The sequence below is a fragment of the Aurantimonas manganoxydans SI85-9A1 genome, from assembly GCF_000153465.1.
GTDB classification, from domain to species: Bacteria; Pseudomonadota; Alphaproteobacteria; order Rhizobiales; family Rhizobiaceae; genus Aurantimonas; species Aurantimonas manganoxydans.
Genome location: NZ_CH672387.1, coordinates 3,625,263 through 3,642,992, shown reverse-complemented (window position 1 = coordinate 3,642,992; position 17,730 = coordinate 3,625,263). Strand labels below are relative to the sequence as shown.

Annotated in this window: 18 protein-coding genes; 6 read left to right on the top strand and 12 right to left on the bottom strand. The window is 67.9% G+C overall.

The features are described from left to right. Positions 1–148: 148 nt before the first annotated feature. Positions 149–1,276 (bottom strand): 3,4-dihydroxy-2-butanone-4-phosphate synthase, encoded by a 1,128-nt coding sequence (gene ribB / locus SI859A1_RS17125; RefSeq protein ID WP_009210946.1) that lies wholly within the window; start codon positions 1,274–1,276, stop codon positions 149–151. Between the two features lie 165 nt (positions 1,277–1,441). Then, the gene (gene queF, locus SI859A1_RS17120) at positions 1,442–1,903 is read right to left on the bottom strand and encodes a preQ(1) synthase (protein WP_009210945.1); all 462 of its coding nucleotides are present in this window, start codon (positions 1,901–1,903) and stop codon (positions 1,442–1,444) included. 108 nt (positions 1,904–2,011) lie between these two features. Here queF and SI859A1_RS17115 point away from each other — a divergent pair, with 108 nt between their 5' ends. The 3 genes from SI859A1_RS17115 to SI859A1_RS17105 all read left to right on the top strand — a co-directional run bounded on the left by SI859A1_RS17115 (position 2,012) and on the right by SI859A1_RS17105 (position 4,819). Then, positions 2,012–2,896 carry a LysR family transcriptional regulator gene (locus SI859A1_RS17115; protein WP_009210944.1) on the top strand — a complete coding sequence of 295 codons (885 nt, stop codon included), beginning with the start codon at positions 2,012–2,014 and terminating at the stop codon, positions 2,894–2,896. Positions 2,897–3,002: 106 nt separating this feature from the next. Next, positions 3,003–3,863 (top strand): formate dehydrogenase accessory sulfurtransferase FdhD, encoded by an 861-nt coding sequence (fdhD, locus tag SI859A1_RS17110; protein WP_040325955.1) that lies wholly within the window; start codon positions 3,003–3,005, stop codon positions 3,861–3,863. 95 nt (positions 3,864–3,958) lie between these two features. Continuing rightward, a complete protein-coding gene (locus SI859A1_RS17105) occupies positions 3,959–4,819 on the top strand; it encodes a polysaccharide deacetylase family protein (protein WP_040325954.1) in 861 nt (286 codons plus the stop codon). A gap of 21 nt (positions 4,820–4,840) precedes the next feature. On the opposite strand, the gene SI859A1_RS17100 is transcribed toward SI859A1_RS17105, so the two are convergent. From SI859A1_RS17100 to SI859A1_RS17055, 10 genes are all read right to left on the bottom strand, one after another. Further along, positions 4,841–5,275, bottom strand: a complete 435-nt coding sequence (locus tag SI859A1_RS17100) for a hypothetical protein (protein ID WP_009210941.1) — start codon at positions 5,273–5,275, stop codon at positions 4,841–4,843. Between the two features lie 102 nt (positions 5,276–5,377). Then, a complete protein-coding gene (locus tag SI859A1_RS17095) occupies positions 5,378–6,532 on the bottom strand; it encodes an osmoprotectant NAGGN system M42 family peptidase (RefSeq protein ID WP_009210940.1) in 1,155 nt (384 codons plus the stop codon). Continuing rightward, entirely contained in the window at positions 6,532–8,343 is a 1,812-nt protein-coding gene (gene ngg / locus SI859A1_RS17090) for an N-acetylglutaminylglutamine synthetase (RefSeq protein WP_009210939.1), read from the bottom strand. The genes SI859A1_RS17095 and ngg overlap by 1 nt, the downstream gene beginning before the upstream one ends. A gap of 7 nt (positions 8,344–8,350) precedes the next feature. Next, a complete protein-coding gene (locus SI859A1_RS17085; RefSeq protein WP_009210938.1) occupies positions 8,351–10,126 on the bottom strand; it encodes an N-acetylglutaminylglutamine amidotransferase in 1,776 nt (591 codons plus the stop codon). A gap of 155 nt (positions 10,127–10,281) precedes the next feature. Beyond that, the gene (locus tag SI859A1_RS17080) at positions 10,282–11,328 is read right to left on the bottom strand and encodes an alcohol dehydrogenase catalytic domain-containing protein (protein ID WP_009210937.1); all 1,047 of its coding nucleotides are present in this window, start codon (positions 11,326–11,328) and stop codon (positions 10,282–10,284) included. Positions 11,329–11,407: 79 nt separating this feature from the next. Then, complete coding sequence (locus SI859A1_RS17075; protein WP_009210936.1) at positions 11,408–12,376, bottom strand: NADPH:quinone oxidoreductase family protein; 969 nt, start codon at positions 12,374–12,376, stop codon at positions 11,408–11,410. 82 nt (positions 12,377–12,458) lie between these two features. After that, positions 12,459–12,674: a type II toxin-antitoxin system BrnA family antitoxin gene (brnA, locus tag SI859A1_RS17070; protein WP_024349613.1), complete on the bottom strand. Its 216-nt coding sequence runs from the start codon at positions 12,672–12,674 to the stop codon at positions 12,459–12,461. After that, complete coding sequence (locus SI859A1_RS17065) at positions 12,661–12,924, bottom strand: BrnT family toxin (protein ID WP_040325952.1); 264 nt, start codon at positions 12,922–12,924, stop codon at positions 12,661–12,663. Before SI859A1_RS17065 ends, brnA begins: the two co-directional genes overlap by 14 nt. Positions 12,925–13,016: 92 nt before the next feature. Further along, entirely contained in the window at positions 13,017–14,246 is a 1,230-nt protein-coding gene (locus SI859A1_RS17060; protein ID WP_009210935.1) for an acyl-CoA dehydrogenase family protein, read from the bottom strand. Between the two features lie 17 nt (positions 14,247–14,263). Further along, entirely contained in the window at positions 14,264–15,019 is a 756-nt protein-coding gene (locus tag SI859A1_RS17055) for a TetR/AcrR family transcriptional regulator (RefSeq protein WP_050767572.1), read from the bottom strand. A gap of 117 nt (positions 15,020–15,136) precedes the next feature. Between SI859A1_RS17055 and SI859A1_RS17050 the strand changes: the two genes are divergently transcribed. From SI859A1_RS17050 to SI859A1_RS17040, 3 genes are read left to right on the top strand one after another with little or no spacing between them, the layout of a single operon-like run. After that, the gene (locus SI859A1_RS17050; protein ID WP_009210934.1) at positions 15,137–15,955 is read left to right on the top strand and encodes an SDR family oxidoreductase; all 819 of its coding nucleotides are present in this window, start codon (positions 15,137–15,139) and stop codon (positions 15,953–15,955) included. 56 nt (positions 15,956–16,011) lie between these two features. Continuing rightward, a complete protein-coding gene (locus SI859A1_RS17045; RefSeq protein ID WP_040326699.1) occupies positions 16,012–16,467 on the top strand; it encodes a MaoC family dehydratase in 456 nt (151 codons plus the stop codon). Positions 16,468–16,517: 50 nt separating this feature from the next. Further along, positions 16,518–17,720: an acetyl-CoA C-acyltransferase gene (locus tag SI859A1_RS17040; RefSeq protein WP_009210932.1), complete on the top strand. Its 1,203-nt coding sequence runs from the start codon at positions 16,518–16,520 to the stop codon at positions 17,718–17,720. Positions 17,721–17,730 lie beyond the last annotated feature (10 nt).

The window sequence follows — 17,730 nt, the reverse complement described above, 5'->3', positions numbered from 1 at the left end:
CGACGCACGGCGCATCTGACTCATGTTGTTCATAAGGCGGAGGAAATACCCGCATGTTCCTCTGCGGAGTGTTCGGCGGTTGCAGCCGGGTTGCGACCTAGCGGCACGCGTGATGCGCGGCGTGCTGCCCGGATGACGTCGCCGGGTCTCAATCCTCGACGAGGATGGTCCCTGCAACCTCGATGCCGAAGCCGGTAAGGCCGACATAGGCGCGCTCATGCGTGGCCACGACCGAAATCGAGCGCACGCCGAGATCACGCAGGATCTGCGCCCCGACGCCGATCTCGCGCCAGCGCTGCTGGCGCTTCAGAGCGCTGCCGTGGCGTTCGCCGTCGGCATGGTCGGCGACCGTGTCGCCGGTCTCGAAATCGTCGACATTGGGCGTGCGCAGCAGCATCAGGACGCCGGAGCCGTGGCTCTTCAGCCGGTCGACGGCGATCTCCACCCAGGTCTTGGTCTCCCGCGTGCGGCCGAACAGGTCGAGCACCGGCTGCTCGCGGTGGATGCGGGTCGGCACCTTCTCGCCGTCGCGCACGTCGCCGAACACCGCCACCACGTGCTGCATCTGGTCGAAGGGCGTCTCGTAGATGCGCAGCATGGCATCCACGCCGCCGACCTTCATCGGCTCCTCGCGCACGCAGGTGACGAAGGACTCGCGCCGGATGCGGTGGGAGATCAGGTCCTCGATGGAGATGATCTTCAGGCCGTGCTCGCGGGCGAAGACCAGCAGCTCCGGCAGCCGCTTCACCGTGCCGTCGTCATTGACGATCTCGGCCAGGACGCCGGCCGGCTCCAGCCCGGCCAGCCTGGCGAGATCGGTGCCCGCTTCGGTGTGGCCGGAGCGGGTGAGGACGCCGCCGTCCCGGGCGATCAGCGGGAAGATATGCCCCGGCTTCAGGAAGTCGGTGCCCGAGCAATTGTCGTTGGCCAGCGCCCGCACCGTGTTGGTGCGTTCCTCGGCGGAGATGCCGGTGGTCATGCCGACCTTGTAGTCGACGGACACGGTGAAGGCGGTGCGCATCGGGTCGAGATTGTTGGCGACCATCGGCGGCAGGTTCAGCCGGTCGGCGCGGTCGGCGGTCATCGGCACGCAGATGATGCCGCTGGTGTGGCGGATCATGAAGGCCATCTTTTCGGGCGTCGCCTTCGAGGCGGCCATGATCAGGTCGCCCTCGTTCTCGCGGTCGGTGTCGTCGACCACGACGACGAGCTCGCCCTCGGCGATCGCCGCGATGGCCGATTCGATGCTGTCGAGCTGCGTGTCCTGGTCTGTCATGTCCGTCCGCTCCGATTGCAGGTCATGCGCCCCGGCATGCCGCCTCGTCTCCGCGACCCCGGCCGGCCGACCCGGAAGGGCCGGCGCCGCGCCGTCGCGCTTGCTTCCTCGATGCTTTAGGCGCGGGGCGGCCGGCGATCAATGCGAACGCCCCGAACGCAGTGGTCAGCCACGGCCGCGATAGGGCGGCACGCCGGTCTCCGGGACCCAGGCGCCCTCTGGGGCCGGGCCGGTCTGCCAGAACACGTCGATCGGAATGCCGCCGCGCGGATACCAGTAGCCGCCGATGCGCAGCCACAAAGGCTGGGTCGCGGCGACGATGCGCCGGCCGACCGAGACGGTGCAATCCTCGTGGAAGGCGCCGTGATTGCGGAAGCTGGTCAAGAACAGCTTCAGCGACTTCGATTCCACCAGCCGCTCGTCCGGCGCGTAGTCGATGACCAGATGGGCGAAGTCCGGCTGGCCGGTCACCGGGCAGAGCGAGGTGAATTCCGGGCAGGTGAAGCGCACGATGGCCGGCGCGCCGTCGCCGCGCGTGTAGGGCACCGTTTCCAGCACCGCCTCTTCGGGCGAGGCGGCGGGACGGGCGTCGCGGCCGAGTTGGGAGAGATCGTCGGGAGAAACCATGGAAGCGTCCGTGAAGCCGTCGGAAGGACTGCGCCGCTTCCTGGGGACAGCGGCGGCGCCAAGCCGTTGCATGTAGGAGCGTGGCCCGGCGATTGATAGGGTGCCGCGATGATCGACAAGCTCGAATATCTCATCATGCTGGCCGGCGAGAAGCATTTCGGCCGCGCCGCCGAACGGCTGGGCATCACCCAGCCGACCCTGTCGGCGGGTCTGCGCCAGCTGGAGGAGCGGCTCGGGGTGACGCTGGTCAATCGCGGTTCGCGGTTCCAGGGCATGACCGACGAAGGCGAGCGCGTGCTGGTCTGGGCGCGGCGCATCACCGACGATCTGCGCACCATGCGCGAGGAGATCCGCACCGTCCGGTCCGGCCTTTCCGGTCATCTGCGGATCGGCGCGGTGCCGACGGCGCTGCCGGTGGTGGCGCGGCTGACGACGCCGTTCCTGGCGCGGCACGCCGATGTCTCCTTCGAGGTCATGTCGCACACCTCGACCGAGCTCGTGCAGGGCGTCGAGAATTTCGAGATCGACGTCGCCCTGACCTATCTCGACGACGAGCGTCTGCGCCGGCTGGATACACGGCCGCTCTATGCCGAGCGCTACTGCCTGGTGACGACGCGCGGCAGCCGCCTGGCCGACAGGGCGAGCGTGACCTGGGAGGAGGCGGCCTCGATCCCGCTCTGCCTCCTGTTTGGCGACATGCAGAACCGGCAGATCCTCAACCGGCATCTGGGGGCCGAGGGGAGGGCATTCCGGGCGGTGATGGAATCGAACTCGATGATCGCGCTGCTGGCGCAGGTGCGGGCCGCCGATCTGGCGACGATCATGCCCTGTCCCTTCGCCGACACGCTGGGCCTGGCCGACCCGATGGTGGCGATCCCCATCACCGATGGCGACGTCAGCTACCGCATCGGTCTGGTCACGGCCCGGCGCGATCCGCGCCCGCCGATCCTCACCGCCTTCTGGGATGAAAGCGCGCTGCCGGACGGGCCCTGAACACGTCGGCGCGACGATAGCGCTTGCGGCAACGCCGCTCTGCTCCACTTGGCCGGGGACCGGCGTGGACGACGATCCGCCCCGCTCGCCGCAAGAAGGATCAGGCATGACCCGCAACCCGTCGACGGGCACGCAGAGCATCGTCTTTCGGGACGGCGCCTTCGCATCGGCGACGCGCCAGGTGCCGGCGGAAACCGCCATCGCCATCTCGGTCGACGGCTCGACCCATGCGGTGATGATGGCGACGCCCTCCCATATCCGGGATCTCGGTATCGGCCTTGCCCTGAACGAGCGCATCGTCACCCGTCCCGACGAGATCGAGCGGATGGAGATCGTCGACAGCGACCTCGGCATCGACTGCCGGCTGTGGCTGAGCGAGGCCCGCGCCGCGACCTACACCGCCCGCCGACGCCAGATGACGGGGCCGGTGGGCTGTGGCCTCTGCGGCGTGGAATCGCTGGAGCTCGCAGGCCGCGACCTGCCGGCCGTTGATGCGGCGGACGTCTCCGTCGCGCCGGCCGAACTGACCGATGCGGTGGCCAACATGGCGCGGCAGCAGGAGCTGACGCGGCTGACGCGCGCCGTCCACGCGGCGGCATTTCACCGGCCGAGCGGTAACATGGTGGTGCTGCGCGAGGATGTCGGCCGGCACAATGCACTGGACAAGGTGGCCGGGCATCTGGCCGGGGCCGGCATCGATCCCGCGACCGGCTTCCTGACCATCACCAGCCGGGTCTCGGTGGAGCTGATCCAGAAGGCGGCGGTGATGGGCTGCGGCCTGATCGCCGCGATCTCCGCGCCCACCGAGCTCGCCATCGCGGAGGCGCAGGCCGCCGGCATCACGCTGGTGGCAGTGGTGCGCGATGAGGGTTTCGAGATCTTCACCCATCCCGCGCGCATTGCAGGCGCCGACGCGGCGTCGGCTGGGCGTCGCCCAAGGGGAGAGGTCCGGCCCCGGAGCGCCTGACCCCGGCCGGCGGATCGAAACGGGGGGAGGCACGCAACCGGGCGTTAACCATGGCGCGATACAACCGGAGCGTCGAAACTCTCCGGATCGCTGTCATGAAACTGTTTCGTGCCGGGGCCGCCATCCTGGCGCTCGCCCTCATCGCCGGCTGCGGCCATAACGAGGCGAGAAGCCTTGCGATGAAGGGCCCGACCGCCACGACGTCGGTCTCCGCGCTCGGTTTCGCGCCCGATGCTTCAGACGGCGCCTTCCCGCTGTTCCAGTCCTTCGCGCCGGTCTCGTCTTCGCCGCTGAACGGTCGCACGCTGGAAGTCAGCCACATCTCCGACATCGTTCTGCAACCCAGGGAGGTGGTGCTCACCTTCGATGACGGTCCGATTCCGGGCAAGACCCACAAGATCCTGCGCGCACTCGACGAATACGGCGTCGGCGCGACCTTCCTGATGGTCGGCCAGATGGCCCGCGCCTATCCGAAGATCGCCCAGGACGTGGCGCTGCACGGCCACACCATCGGCACCCACACCGACGGCCACGCCAATCTGCGCACGCTCAGCGCCGACGCGGCCATCGCCGAGATCCACCGCGGCCAGCGCAGCGTCTCGGCGGCACTGGCGCCGATCGGCCGGCGTCCGGCGCCGTTCTTCCGCTTTCCCTATCTCGCCGACACGCGGTCGCTGCGCGAGCGTCTGTCGGGCGAGGGCGTCGTGGCGATCGACGTCGACATCGACTCCAAGGACTATTTCCGCGACGCGCCGTCGATCGTTCGCGACCGCACGCTGCTGTCGCTGGAAAAGCACGGCCGCGGCATCGTGCTGTTCCACGACATCCAGTCGCGCACGGCGGCGATGCTGCCGGACTTCCTGCAGGCGCTGCAGGAGCGCGGCTTCAAGGTGGTGCGGCTTGTGCCGGCTGGCCGGCCGTCGGGACCTATGCTCCTGTCCGACGCGAGCTTCTGACGGGCGGCGAGGCGCCGGGGCTCAGGCCTCGGATGTCTCGCTCGGCGCCGGAGGCAGCGTCTCGCGCCGATCGCCGGCGGCCTGGCGCCACCGCACTTCGCTATCATAGAGCCCCTGGAGTTCCGCCTCGCGGGCCTGCGACTGGCTCAAGCGGTCCCGCGTGTCGCGCAGCCGCAAGCGCAGGGCCATGGCGACCAGCGAGACCGCGACGATCACGGCGAGGCTTCCATAGGCCAGGACCTGACGCTGCAGCGGATCGTCCACCGGCGCGGTGGCGCGGACGGCGATCACGGCGAGAAACACCGCCGCCAGAAAGATGACCACGCTGCGCGTCAGGATCAGCGACAGCAGCGCCAACGCCAGTCCCATGGCGGCGATGACCGGCTGGCGTGTCGCGATCGCGATCCACGCATTCCACCATTCCATGGCGATCGCCATCCATGCCTGCGCCGTCACGCTGTCCCCCGCCGTGCCGCCTCTGTGCCGACATGATCATCCTAGCCCGTTCGACGGGCAAGGGGAGAGTGGTTGAGCGCCGCCGGGACTGTTCCGCCGGGGTCATTCCGCCGGTTCGGAATCCTCGGCCAGTTCCTGTTCCGCCTCGATCGCCGGTTGGCGGGTGAAGCCCTTGATGCCGGCATGCTGGTTGCGGTCGCGCTCGATCTCGACCGGCGAGGTGGCATAGGCGGTGATCAGCTCCGACAGCGAGCGCAGGGCATGCATGTGGATGCGCTCGTAGCCGTGCGAGGCATCGACGCCGAAGGTGATGAGGGCGGTGCGCACGTCGTGGCCGGCCTCGATCGCCGAGGCCGAGTCCGAGCGGTAGAACTTGAAGATGTCCTTCTGGTAGCTGATGTCCTCGTCGATGCAGAGCCGCACCAGCTTCTTGGTCAGATGGAAGTCGAACGGGCCGGACTGGTCGGACATGCCGATGGTCACGCCGAATTCCGACGAGTTCTGGCCCGGCGCCGAGGTGCCGTTGTCGACGGCGATCATCGAGGCGACGTCGGGGGTCAGGATCGAGGCGGCGCCGACGCCCACCTCCTCGGCGATGGTGAACAGCCAGTGGATGTCCACCGGCGTCGACACGCCCTCGCGCTCCATCGCCTCGATCGCCGCCAGCATCACCGCGACGCCGGCCTTGTTGTCGAGATGGCGCGAGACGATGAAGCCGTTCTCCATGAATTCGGGCTGCGGATCGATGGCGACCGTGTCGCCGATCTCGATCTTCAGCTTGTCGAGCTCCTCGCGATTGCGCGACAGGGCGTCGACGCGCATTTCGACATAGTCCCAGCCCACCGGCATGGTGTCGATTTCCATGTTGTAGGTATGCCCCGAGGCCTTCAGCGGCAGGATGGTGCCGCGATAGGTGCCGGCCTCGGTGAACAGCGTCGCGCGGGCGCCTTCGGCAAAGCGCGCCGACCACATGCCGATCGGCACCAGTTCCAGCCGGCCATTGTCCTTGAGCTGCTTCACCTGGGCGCCGAGCGTGTCGAGATGGCTGACGATGGCGCGGGCCGAGGCCCGGCGCGAGCCCTGGCGGACGGCCGAGATGGCGCCGCGGCGGGTCAGTTCGGCAGTCAGGCCGAGGCGCTCCAGCTCCTTGGCGACATGGCGCACGATGGTGTCCGTGTAACCGGTCGGACTGGGGATGGTGAGCAGCGCCTTGAGCTGGTCCGTCAGATACTCGGCATCGATGGCAAGCCGCGGCACTATTCGTCCTTCCGTGATTTCTGCTGCTGATTCCTGGCTGCGCGCACTGAAAACGGTATCGACAGGGGAAACAAGAGGTCGATGAAACGCTCGGCTGTCGGCTGCGGCTCGTGATTGGCCAGACCCGGCCGCTCATTGGCCTCGATGAAGACATAGTCAGGCTGGCGCGGATCCTTGACCATCAGGTCGATGCCGGTCACCGGAATCTCGATCGCCCGGGCCGCGGCGATGGCCGCCTGGACCAGCGTCGGATGGACCTCGCCGGTGACGTCGTGGATGGTCCCGCCGGTGTGCAGATTCGCCGTCTTGCGCACCGCGATCCATTCGCCCTTGGGCAAAACCGCATCCATGTCGTAGCCGGCATTCTTCACGCAGCGCGTGGTCTCTGCGTCGTCGGGGATGCGGCTTTCGCCGCCGGTCGCGGCGGCGCGGCGGCGCGACAGATGCTCGATCAACTCGCGCACGCTGGAGCGGCCGTCGCCGGTGATGTGCGGCGGGCGGCGCAGCGCGGCGGCCACCAGCCGGTAGTCGATGACGATGAGCCGCAGATCCTCGCCGTTGAAGCAGGCCTCCAGCAGCACCCGGTCGGATTGCTGGCGGGCCGCCGCGATGGCGGTCTTCGCGTCCTCCAGATTGTCGATGCCGACGGCGATGCCACGGCCCTGTTCGCCGCGCGCCGGCTTCACCACGATGCTGCCATGGGTCTCGATGAAGGCGGCGATCGCCTCGTCGCCGACATCGGCGTCCATCTGTTCGGGCACCTTGACGCCGGCCGCCTCGACGGTGCGCCGGGTGACCGACTTGTCGTCGCAGATCGACATGGCGATGGCGGAGGTGAGCTCCGACAGGCTCTCGCGGCAATGGATCGTGCGACCGCCCTGGGTCAGGCGGAAGAAGCCGCCCGGCGCGTCGGTGACCTCGGCATGGATGCCGCGCCGCCGGGCCTCGTCAACAATGATCCGCGCGTAGGGATTGAGATGGTCGTAATCGTCGTCGGTGCCGGTGAACAGCTTCTCGTTGATCTCGTTCTTGCGCTTCACGGCGAAATAGGGGACCCGGTAGAAGCCGAGCTTGTCGTAGAGGGCGATCGCCTTGTCGTTGTCGTGCATCACCGACAGATCCATGAAGGCGCATTCGCGCGCCTGGAAATGCTCGGCAAGGCGTCGCACCAGCGCTTCGCCGATGCCGGGCTGGGTGGCCTGCGGGTCGACCGCCAGGCACCAGAGCGAGGAGCCGTTCTCCGGGTCGTTGAAGGCGCGGCGATTGTGGACGCCGGTGACGGTACCGATGATCGCGCCGGTGGTCTCATCCTCGGCGACGAAATAGGTCAGCGCCCGGTTGTCGCGGTTCGACCAGAAGAAGCCGGGATGCACCTGCACCATGCCGCGGCTCTGGTAGATGCGGTTGACCTCGTTGGCATCCTGTTCCGACGACATGCGGCGGATGAAATAGCCGCGCGGACGGCGCGGATCGCTGCGATAGGTGGCGAGGTCCAGCCGGTAGGTGTGCGACGGGTCGAGAAAGATCTCCTGCGGCGCATGGCTGAGCAGGACATGCGGATCGCGCACATAGAAGGCGATGTCGCGCCGCGCCGTGCCTTCCTCGCGCAGGCTGCTGACCAGCTCCTTGGGGTCGTCGAAGGTCTGGCCGAAGACCAGCCGGCCCCAGCCGCAATCGAGAATGGCGTTTTCCTGCGCCTGGTAGGCGGCACCGCCGGGCTGGTTGATCGGCGGCTTCATGCCGTCGCGATGCATCCGCCGCAGGCGGTGCTTGTCGACCCCGTGCTGCTGCTTGTCTCTCATGTCGGCCATGGCGCGATCACAGCTCCTGCTGCTGAAGCCACATTTCCAGAAGCGCGACCTGCCACAGTTCCGAGCCGCGCAGCGGCGTGATGTGGTCCGCCGGATTGGCGAACAGCGTGTCGAGATAGTCGTCGCGGAACAGGCCGCGGGAGCGGGCGCTGTCGGAGCGCAGCGTGTCCTGCACCATGTCGAGATAGGGGCCGGAGATGTATTTGAGCTGCGGGACCGGGAAATAACCCTTCTTCCGGTCGATCACCTCGGACGGGACGACCTGCCGCGCAACCTCCTTGAGGACACCCTTGCCCTCCTGCTTGAGCTTTTCCTCGGCCGGCACGCGCGCGGCCAGCTCGACCAGTTCGTGGTCGAGGAACGGCACCCGCGCCTCCAGGCCCCAGGCCATGGTCATGTTGTCGACGCGCTTGACCGGATCGTCCACCAGCATGATGTGGGCGTCGACCCGCAGGGCCTTGTCGACCGGGTTGGTGGCGCCGGCCATCGCGAAATGGCGCTCGACGAATTCGCGGCTGACGTCGCTGCCCGCGTGCCATTCCGGCGAAATCTGCCGGCGCAGCGTTTCGTCGGAGCGGTCGAAGAAGGCGCGGCTGTAGGCGGCCAGCGGATCGTTGGCGCCGACCATCGGCGGGTACCAGTGATAGCCGCCGAAGATCTCGTCGGCGCCCTGGCCCGACTGGACCACCTTGATGTGCTTGGAGACCTCGCGCGACAGGAGGTAGAAGCCGACATTGTCGTAGGAAACCATCGGCTCCGACATGGCGGCGATGGTGCCCGGCAGATGCTCCATCAGTTCCGAGCCCGGCACGAAGATCTTGTGGTGCTCGGTGCCGTAGTGATTGGCGATCAGGTCGGAGAACTCGAACTCGTTGCCGACCTCGCCATTGGCATCCTCGAAGCCGATCGAGAAGGTGTTGAGGTCCTTCTGGCCGGCCTCGGCGAGGAGCCCGACGATCAGCGAGGAATCGACGCCGCCCGACAGCAGTACGCCGACCGGCACGTCGGCGACCATGCGGCGCGCGACGGCGGTCTTCAGCGATTCCATGACGAGGTCGCGCCAGTCGTTGGAGGACAGCTTCTCGTCGCCCGGCAGCGGTGCGAAGTTCGGCGCCCAGAACATCTCGTCGCTGTAGCTGCCGTCGGCCTCGATCAGCCGCGTCGTCGCCGGCGGCAGCTTGCGCACGCCCTTGACGATGGTCAGCGGCGGCGGCACCACCGCGTGGAACGTCATGTAGTGGTGCAGCGCCTCACGATCAATCGAGGTGTCGACGTCGCGGGTGCGCAGGATCGCCTGCAGCGACGAGCCGACATAGAGGCGCTTGTCGTTCTGCGACAGATAGAGCGGCTTGATGCCGAAGCGGTCGCGGGCGAGCAGCACCCGGCCGGTCTCGCGCTCGTGCAGGACGAAGGCGAACATGCCGTGGAAGCGCTTGACGCAATCGCGGCCCCAGGCGTGATACGCCTTCAGGATCACCTCGGTGTCGCCATGGGAGAAGAAGCGGTAACCCTTGCCCTCCAGTTCCTGGCGCAGTTCCGGGTAATTGTAGATGCAGCCGTTGAAGGCGATGGTGAGGCCGAGATCGGGGTCGACCATCGGCTGCTCGGCCTTCTCGCTCAAATCGATGATCTTCAGCCGGCGATGGCCGAGGCCGACCCGGCCGCGCACCACCTGGCCGGAGCCGTCGGGGCCGCGGCGCTCGAGGCAGGCGGACATTCTGGAAATGCGTTCCGGCGACGCCGAATTTCCGTCAAACCGGATCTCACCGCAAATTCCGCACATGTCGCCTCCAGAGCCTGTCTCGTCGTCGTGGCGCCCGCCTGCGATGCGGCCGGACGCTCGGGTGAAACGGGCATATAGGCCGCGCCGGCCCGACATGAACCAAGCGGCCGAGATTTTGCCGCGGTGCAGCGAAATCACGCCGCGGCAGGCCGCCCTCAGGGCCGCAGGAAGACCTTGCCGCGGTTCATGCCTTCGAGAGCTCCAGCGAGTCGGTCCGGCGCCTCGGCGAGCGGGATGGTCTCGGCGACATCGGTCTTCCAGGCACCGCTGATGAAGCGTTTCTGCACTTCGGTGAAGGCTTCGACGCGCTGCTCGGGCGTCGCGCGGCCGAGCCATTCGGTCAGCCAGAAGCCCTCGATGACCTTCTTCATGAACACCATCTGGCCGAGTGCCGGCAGGCGGGGCGCCTCCTGCGAGAGCTTGCCGTAGATCACCCAGTGCGCCCCGGCCGGCATGGCCGAGAAGATCGTCGCCGAATGATTGTCCGCCACGGCGTCGAGCAGCATCCTCGGCTGGTTCTGCTTCATCGCCTGCAGGAGCATGTCCTCGAAATCCTCCCGGGCTGTGTTCAGCACCGTGCCCGCGCCGAGGCCCTCTAGCGTGCTGCGATGCTCCTCGCGGCGCACGACGGCGATGGCGTGCATGCCCATGTCGCGGGCAAGCGAGGCCATCAGCTTGCAGAGCTGGCTGGCGCCGGCGGTCATCACGAAGGAATTCGCCCCGCGCTCCTTTGCGAGATGCACCATGGCCCAGGCGCTGAGCGGGTTGACGATCAGCGCCGCCGCATCCTCGTCGCGCATCTGCGGGGCCAGCGGAACGACCGCGCCGGCATCGGTGAGGGCATATTGCGCCCAGGCGCCGGTCCCGGTGCGCGCCACCGACACCGCGACGCGCTGGCCGACCAGCTTGGCCGCCGCCGGGTCCTCACCGGCGGCCACGACCTCGCCCATCGCCTCGAAGCCGGCGGCAACGCCCTTGCGCCGCGGCTGGCCGTATTCGCCCTTGATGTAGTGGAGATCGGACGGGTTGATGTTGGCAAGGCCGATGCGGACCAGCACCTGCCGGCCTTCCGGCTTCGGCACGGCGATCTCCTCCAGCGAGACCCAGTCCTTCAGGTCCTCGATGGTCGGGCCTTCGGCGGTGCCGGAATAGCCGTCATATCTGAGGACGAGCGCCTGCATCGTATCGGGAATGGCGGACATGGATGTCTCCTGAAACTGGGATGTCTCTTGGGCGAACGCATGACCGGGCCGTCGGTTTCGGCCCGGCCGACGCTGCATCCTACGGAACGAGGACGATCTTGCCGGTGGTCTGGCGGTCGTGCATGCGGCGCAGGACATCGGCGGCGTCAGTGAGCTTCGCGCGCTCCGAGACATGCGGCCGGACGCTGCCGTCGACCGCCCAGCCCATCAACTCGCGCATGTTGTCGGCGAAGACCGCGGGCTCCTTGCGGGTGAAGGCGCCCCAGAACACGCCGACGAGGCTGTAGCCCTTCACCAGCGCAAGATTGACCGGCAGCTTCGGGATGGTGGCCGAGGCAAAGCCGATGACCAGCAGGCGGCCGTTCCAGGCCATCGACCGGGCCAGCGCGTCGAACGCCTCGCCGCCCACAGGGTCGAAGGCGACATCGACGCCGGCGCCGTCGGTCAGCCGCTTGATGTCGCCGCGCAGATCCTCGTAGCCGATCGCCTCGTCGGCGCCCTCGGCCCTGGCCAGCGCCTGCTTTTCGGCCGACGAGGCGACGGCGATCACCCGTGCGCCCATGGTCTTGCCGATCTGGATGGCGGCAAGGCCCGTGGCGCCGGCCGCGCCGAGGACGAGCAGCGTCTCGCCCGGCTTCAGCGCCGCCCGCTGCTTCAGCGCGTGATGGGCGGTGCCATAGCCGCAGACGAGGGCGCAGGCGACGCCGGCATCGAAACCGTCGGGCAGGGGCATGGCCGCGGCCTCGTGAACCGCGACCCTTTCGGCAAAGGCGCCGAGCTGCATCGAGGCGACGACCCGGTCGCCGACCTTGAGCCGCGTCACGTCGGGGCCGACCGCGACGACGGTGCCGGCGCTTTCCATGCCCGGAACGAAGGGCAGATCGGGCCTGGCCTGATACAGCCCCTGGACGAGCAGGCCGTCCGGATAGTTCACGCCGACCGCCTCGGCCTTGATGACGACCTCGCGGCCCGCGGGCGACGGTTCGTCGACATCCTTGTAGGCGAGGTTCTCGATCGGACCGTAGTCTTCGCAGACGATGGCTTTCATGAAATTTCCCTAAAGGCTTGCGGCCGGCGCCGTCACGGCATCGCGGTTGCGCCAAGGCTGCGCAGACGTAGCCGGCATAATTTCAGGACAGGCGTTCGGCGATCCACAGCTTGATCAGCGCCTGACGGGTCACCCCGAGGCGCCGTGCCTGCTGGTCCAGACCCGTCACGACCCAGGCGGGGAAATCGACGTTGACACGCCGTGTTTCGACATTGGGCCGCCGGGCCTTCGACCAGTCGATCTGGTCGCTCACATCCTCGCCGGCATCGAATGCCGCATCGAGATCATGCGCTTTCATAGAATGCGACCTCCTGTTGTCTGGCTCGCCGCACGGAAATTAACCGGATCCTGCCGGCGCGAACGGCATAGATGGCCGCCCAGTGTTTCTCGCCGATCCGGCCGACCGCCAGGAAGCGGGGTTCGTCGTCGGTGCGGGCCGGCGTCTCGATCATCCAAGGATCATCCCAGATGCGCTGGGCGTCCTCGAAGTCGATACCGTGCTTGGCCTTGTTCGCCGTGCTCTTGTTCGGGTCGTACTCGAACTGCATGGGTCATATTGGTACGGAAACAGCGTAGTTTCCATACCTTTCCACCATGCTGACCGAGGCGGCCTGACCGCCCCGGTCTCGCAGGTCCGGCGTCAGACCTTCTGCTGGGTGTGCTTGGCCAGTTCCCAACGCGCCACCTGACGGCGGTGCACCGCGTCGGGGCCGTCGGCAAGCCGCAGGGTGCGGACATGGGTCCACATGCGGGCCAGCGGCGTGTCCTGGGAAATGCCTTCGCCGCCGAACATCTGCACCGCCTCGTCGATGACCGACAGGGCGACGTTCGGCGCGACGACCTTGATCTGGCTGATCCAGGGCGCGGCGGCCCGCTGGTCGCCCTGGTCCATCATCCAGGCCGCCTTCAGGCACAGGAGCCGTGCCATCTCGATGTCCATGCGGCACTTGGCGATGATGTCGTAATTGGCGCCGAGCTGGGCCAGCGGCTTGCCGAAGGCCTCGCGGCGCAGCGACCGGGCGCACATCATCTCCAGCGCCGCCTCGGCATGGCCGATGGCGCGCATGCAATGGTGGATGCGGCCGGGTCCGAGCCGGCCCTGGGCCACTTCGAAGCCGCGGCCTTCCTCGAGGATCATCGCCGATTTCGGCACCCGCACGTCGGTGAAGCGGATATGCATGTGGCCATGCGGCGCGTCGTCATCGCCATAGACGGTCATGGCGCGCAGGATCTCGATGCCCGGCGTGTCGGCCGGCACCAGGATCATCGAATGGCGCTTGTGCTTGGGCAGCTCGTCGCCGCCGGTCTTCACCATGACGATGTAGATCTCGCAGCGCGGATCGCCGGCCCCGGACGACCACCATTTCTCGCCGTTCAGCACGTAGTCGTCGCCGTCGGCGACGCACGGCATCGACACGTTGGTGGCGTCGGAGGAGGCGACGTCCGGCTCGGTCATCAGATAGGCCGAACGGATTTCGCCATCGAGCAGGCGGGGCAGCCAGGGCGCCTGCTGCTCTGGCGTGCAATAGCGCTCGAAGACTTCCATGTTGCCGGTGTCGGGGGCCGAGCAGTTGAAGGTCTCGGCGCCCAGATGCGTCTTGCCCATCTCCTCGGCGAGATAGGCGTATTCGACGGTGGAGAGGCCGTAGCCGCGCTCGGAATCCGTCAGCCAGAAATTCCACAGCTTGCGGCTTTTGGCCGTCGCCTTCAGCCCCTCGAGAATTTCCTTCTGGCGGGCCGTGTAGACCCAGCGGCCTTCCTTCGGCACCTCGGCCAGAAACTCTTCGCCGGCCGGCGTGATCTCGTGGCGCACCATGTCGCGCACCGCCGCGTGGATCGGCTTCAGCCGCTCGGTCATGCCCAGCGCCATCGCGCCGTTCTGTTCGTTCATCGGTCGAATTCCTCCTCAAGAATGCTGTCGTCGGCACCGGCGCCGCGCAATGCAAAGAATGCCAGGTCGTGGGCGATGGTCCGGCGATCGTCCGCCGTCTCGCCGTCCCGCTCCCGATACCAGAAGACCGGCGAGTTGATCACCGCCAGGAATGTCTTGCCCGCCAGGGAGATGTCACTCGTCGCCGGCAGGTCGCCCTGGGTCCGCGCTTCGGCGATCACCCCGCGGAACAGTGCCTCGTAGCGGTCCCGCTCGGCGATCAGCGTGTCCAGCGACGCCTTGTCTTCCGGCGTCGTCGGGTTGTTGAGATGCCGCGAGACGCCCTGCAGGATCACCAGCTGGAAGTGTACCTCCTGCATCATCGTCATGATGTGCGCCTCGGCCATGGCCCGCAGCCGCGTCACTGCCCGGTCGCGGGACTGGGCATGCAGGGTGACGGCGGCGAAATCCAGCGCCATGCCGTGCTGGCAGACGTCGAAGAACAGATCGTTCTTCGAGCGGTAGTAATGATAGACGATGCCCTTGGTCGCGCCCATGCGGCGGGCGACGTCGTCGATCGAAGCGGCCGCATAGCCGCTCTCGCCGAACGCCCGGGCCGCGGCGGCCAGGATCGCCGCCCGCACGCCGTCCGGATCGCCATCGCCGCCGCGCGCCGCCACGAAGTCCCGGTCGCGCCGCGAGCGCGACGGCGCCGCCCGGCGTGGCCGGGCGCCGGTCTCCTGAGTGTCGCCTGTGGTTCTCGCGCTCGTCATCCTGTCGCCACTGGACATACTCACGAGTATGATGTCAATTGCGGCACGAAGGATTTCGCGTCGCGCCGTCGCCGGACGGGCGCCGACGCAAGCGACCGGGAGGGACCGCCGATGACCATGCCGATGTTGGAACGCCTGTTTTCCGTCGAGGGCAAGACCGCCCTCGTGACCGGCGGTGCGACGGGCATCGGCCGGATGATCGCGACGGCACTGGCCGGCGGCGGCGCGCGGGTCCTCATCGCGTCCCGCAAGTCCGAGGCCTGCGAGGCGACGGCCGCCGAGATCAATGCCGAGGGTCATCCGGGCACGGTCGAGGGCTTTGCCGGCGACGTGTCCAGCGAGGCCGGTGTCGCGGCGCTGGCCGAAGCGGTGCAGGCCCGCACCGACCGGCTCGATATCCTGTTCAACAATGCGGGCGTGTCCTGGGGCGCGCCGCTGGAAGAGTTTCCCTACAGCGCCTGGGCGAAGGTCATGGGGGTCAATGTCGCCGGCCTCTTCACCGTGACCCAGCGGCTGCTGCCACTGCTGGAAAAGGCCGCCAGCGCCGAGGACCCGGCCCGGATCGTCAATCTCGGCTCGGTGATGGGCGCGGCGCCGCTGGCCGAGAACGTCTATTCCTACGCGGCCTCCAAGGCGGCGGTGCATCATCTGACGCGCTGCCTCGCCAAGGAATTCGCCGCGCGCCACATCACCGTCAACGCCTTTGCACCGGGCCCCTTCCAGTCGAAGATGACGGCCTTCGCGACGGGCACGGACGAGAAGGCCGCGGCGGTCGGGCGCGGCGTTCCCATGGGCCGGATCGGCGCTCCGGACGACATTGCCGGGGCGGCCCTGTTCCTTTGCGGTCGCGGCGGCGCATATACCACGGGCGCGATCCTGCCGCTGGACGGCGGCATCGGGGTCGAGACCGGTCACGAACTGTTCGAGGAGCACTGATGGAACTGGATTCGGTCGCCGCGACCGAGGCGGCCCTGAAGGCCCGCCTGGTCTCGATGGAGGCCTATCGCGCTCACCTCGATGGCGCGCCGCTCACCTCCGACTGGATGACCGTCGACCAGACGATGATCGACGGCTTTGCGGCGGCGACGCGCGATTATCAGTTCATCCATGTGGACCCGGAGCGGGCGAAGGCCGAAACGCCCTTCGGCGGCACGATCGCCCATGGCTTCCTGACCATCTCGCTGCTGTCGCCGCTCGCCTATGACGCGCTCCCCGGCGTGAAGACCACCCGGATGGGCATCAATTACGGCTTCGATCGCGTGCGCTTTCTCAATCCGGTCAAGGCCGGGGCGCGGGTGCGCGGCGTCTTCAGGATGGTCGCACTTGCCGAGCGCGCGGTCAGCCTGCAGACCACCTGGGACGCTTCGATCGAGATCGAGGGCGCCACCAAGCCGGCCCTGACCGCGCAGTGGATCACGCTGGCGGTGCTGGAACCGCCGACCGACTGAGCCGACGCACACCACCATACGCGCGCACCAACCGAGGGAACACCAAACCCATGAGAGAAGCGGTCATCGTCTCGACGGCCCGCACGCCGATCGGCAAGGCCTATCGCGGCGCCTTCAACGACACCCAGGCCCAGGCGCTGGGCGGGCACGCCATCCGCCACGCGGTCGAGCGCGCCGGCGTCGATCCGGCCGAGATCGAGGACGTGGTGATGGGCGCGGCCCTGCAGCAGGGCTCGACCGGCACCAATATCGCCCGCCAGTGCGCGCTGCGCGCCGGCCTGCCGACGCAGGTCGCCGGCATGTCGGTGGACCGGCAATGCGCCTCCGGCCTGATGGGCATCGCCATCGCCGCCAAGCAGATCGTCCAGGACAACATGACCGTGGCGGTCGGCGGCGGGCTGGAATCGGTGTCGCTGGTCCAGAACGACAAGATGAACATGCTCCGCGCCGCCGATCCCTGGCTGCGCGAGCACCGGCCCGACCTCTACATGTCGATGCTGGAGACCGCCGAGATCGTCGCCGACCGCTATGGTATCTCGCGCGAGGACCAGGACGCCTTCGCGCTGCAGTCGCAGCAGCGCACGGCCGCAGCCCAACAGGCCGGCCGCTACGACAACGAGATCGTGCCGATGACCGTGACCATGAAGGTCAAGGATCGCGAGACCGGCGAGATCTCCGATCGCGAGGTCACCATTGATCGCGACGAGGGCAACCGGCCGCAGACGACGCTCGCCGATCTCGAGAAGCTGAATCCGGTCTTCAAGGACGGCCAGGAGGTCGCCGAAGGGCGCTTCATCACCGCCGGCAACGCCTCGCAGCTCTCCGATGGCGCCTCCGCCGCGGTGCTGATGGAAGCCCGCGACGCTGAGCGCCGCGGCCTGCAGCCGCTCGGCCGCTATGCCGGCATCGCGGTCGCCGGCTGCGACCCGGACGAGATGGGTATCGGCCCGGTTTTCGCGGTGCCCAAGCTTCTGGAGAAGAACGGCCTGAAGATCGGCGACATCGGCCTGTGGGAGCTGAACGAGGCCTTCGCCTCCCAGGCGATCTATTGCCGCGACAAGCTCGGCATTTCCGGCGAAATCCTCAACGTCGACGGCGGCGCGATCTCGATCGGCCATCCCTACGGCATGTCCGGCGCCCGCATGGCCGGCCACGCGCTCATCGAGGGCCGGCGGCGCGGCGTGCGCTGGGTCGTCGTGACCATGTGTGTCGGCGGCGGCATGGGCGCGGCCGGCCTCTTCGAGGTCCTGTGAAAGGCGCACG

What these genes read in the sequence shown, in the direction of transcription:
- ribB (WP_009210946.1), bottom strand. Translation starts at nt 1,276, where the DNA reads ATGACAGACCAGGACACGCAGCTCGACAGCATCGAATCGGCCATCGCG.
- queF (WP_009210945.1), bottom strand. Translation starts at nt 1,903, where the DNA reads ATGGTTTCTCCCGACGATCTCTCCCAACTCGGCCGCGACGCCCGTCCC.
- SI859A1_RS17115 (WP_009210944.1), top strand. Translation starts at nt 2,012, where the DNA reads ATGATCGACAAGCTCGAATATCTCATCATGCTGGCCGGCGAGAAGCAT.
- fdhD (WP_040325955.1), top strand. Translation starts at nt 3,003, where the DNA reads ATGACCCGCAACCCGTCGACGGGCACGCAGAGCATCGTCTTTCGGGAC.
- SI859A1_RS17105 (WP_040325954.1), top strand. Translation starts at nt 3,959, where the DNA reads ATGAAACTGTTTCGTGCCGGGGCCGCCATCCTGGCGCTCGCCCTCATC.
- ngg (WP_009210939.1), bottom strand. Translation starts at nt 8,343, where the DNA reads ATGGCCGACATGAGAGACAAGCAGCAGCACGGGGTCGACAAGCACCGC.
- SI859A1_RS17085 (WP_009210938.1), bottom strand. Translation starts at nt 10,126, where the DNA reads ATGTGCGGAATTTGCGGTGAGATCCGGTTTGACGGAAATTCGGCGTCG.
- SI859A1_RS17080 (WP_009210937.1), bottom strand. Translation starts at nt 11,328, where the DNA reads ATGTCCGCCATTCCCGATACGATGCAGGCGCTCGTCCTCAGATATGAC.
- SI859A1_RS17075 (WP_009210936.1), bottom strand. Translation starts at nt 12,376, where the DNA reads ATGAAAGCCATCGTCTGCGAAGACTACGGTCCGATCGAGAACCTCGCC.
- brnA (WP_024349613.1), bottom strand. Translation starts at nt 12,674, where the DNA reads ATGAAAGCGCATGATCTCGATGCGGCATTCGATGCCGGCGAGGATGTG.
- SI859A1_RS17065 (WP_040325952.1), bottom strand. Translation starts at nt 12,924, where the DNA reads ATGCAGTTCGAGTACGACCCGAACAAGAGCACGGCGAACAAGGCCAAG.
- SI859A1_RS17060 (WP_009210935.1), bottom strand. Translation starts at nt 14,246, where the DNA reads ATGGCGCTGGGCATGACCGAGCGGCTGAAGCCGATCCACGCGGCGGTG.
- SI859A1_RS17055 (WP_050767572.1), bottom strand. Translation starts at nt 15,019, where the DNA reads ATGACGAGCGCGAGAACCACAGGCGACACTCAGGAGACCGGCGCCCGG.
- SI859A1_RS17050 (WP_009210934.1), top strand. Translation starts at nt 15,137, where the DNA reads ATGCCGATGTTGGAACGCCTGTTTTCCGTCGAGGGCAAGACCGCCCTC.
- SI859A1_RS17045 (WP_040326699.1), top strand. Translation starts at nt 16,012, where the DNA reads ATGGAGGCCTATCGCGCTCACCTCGATGGCGCGCCGCTCACCTCCGAC.
- SI859A1_RS17040 (WP_009210932.1), top strand. Translation starts at nt 16,518, where the DNA reads ATGAGAGAAGCGGTCATCGTCTCGACGGCCCGCACGCCGATCGGCAAG.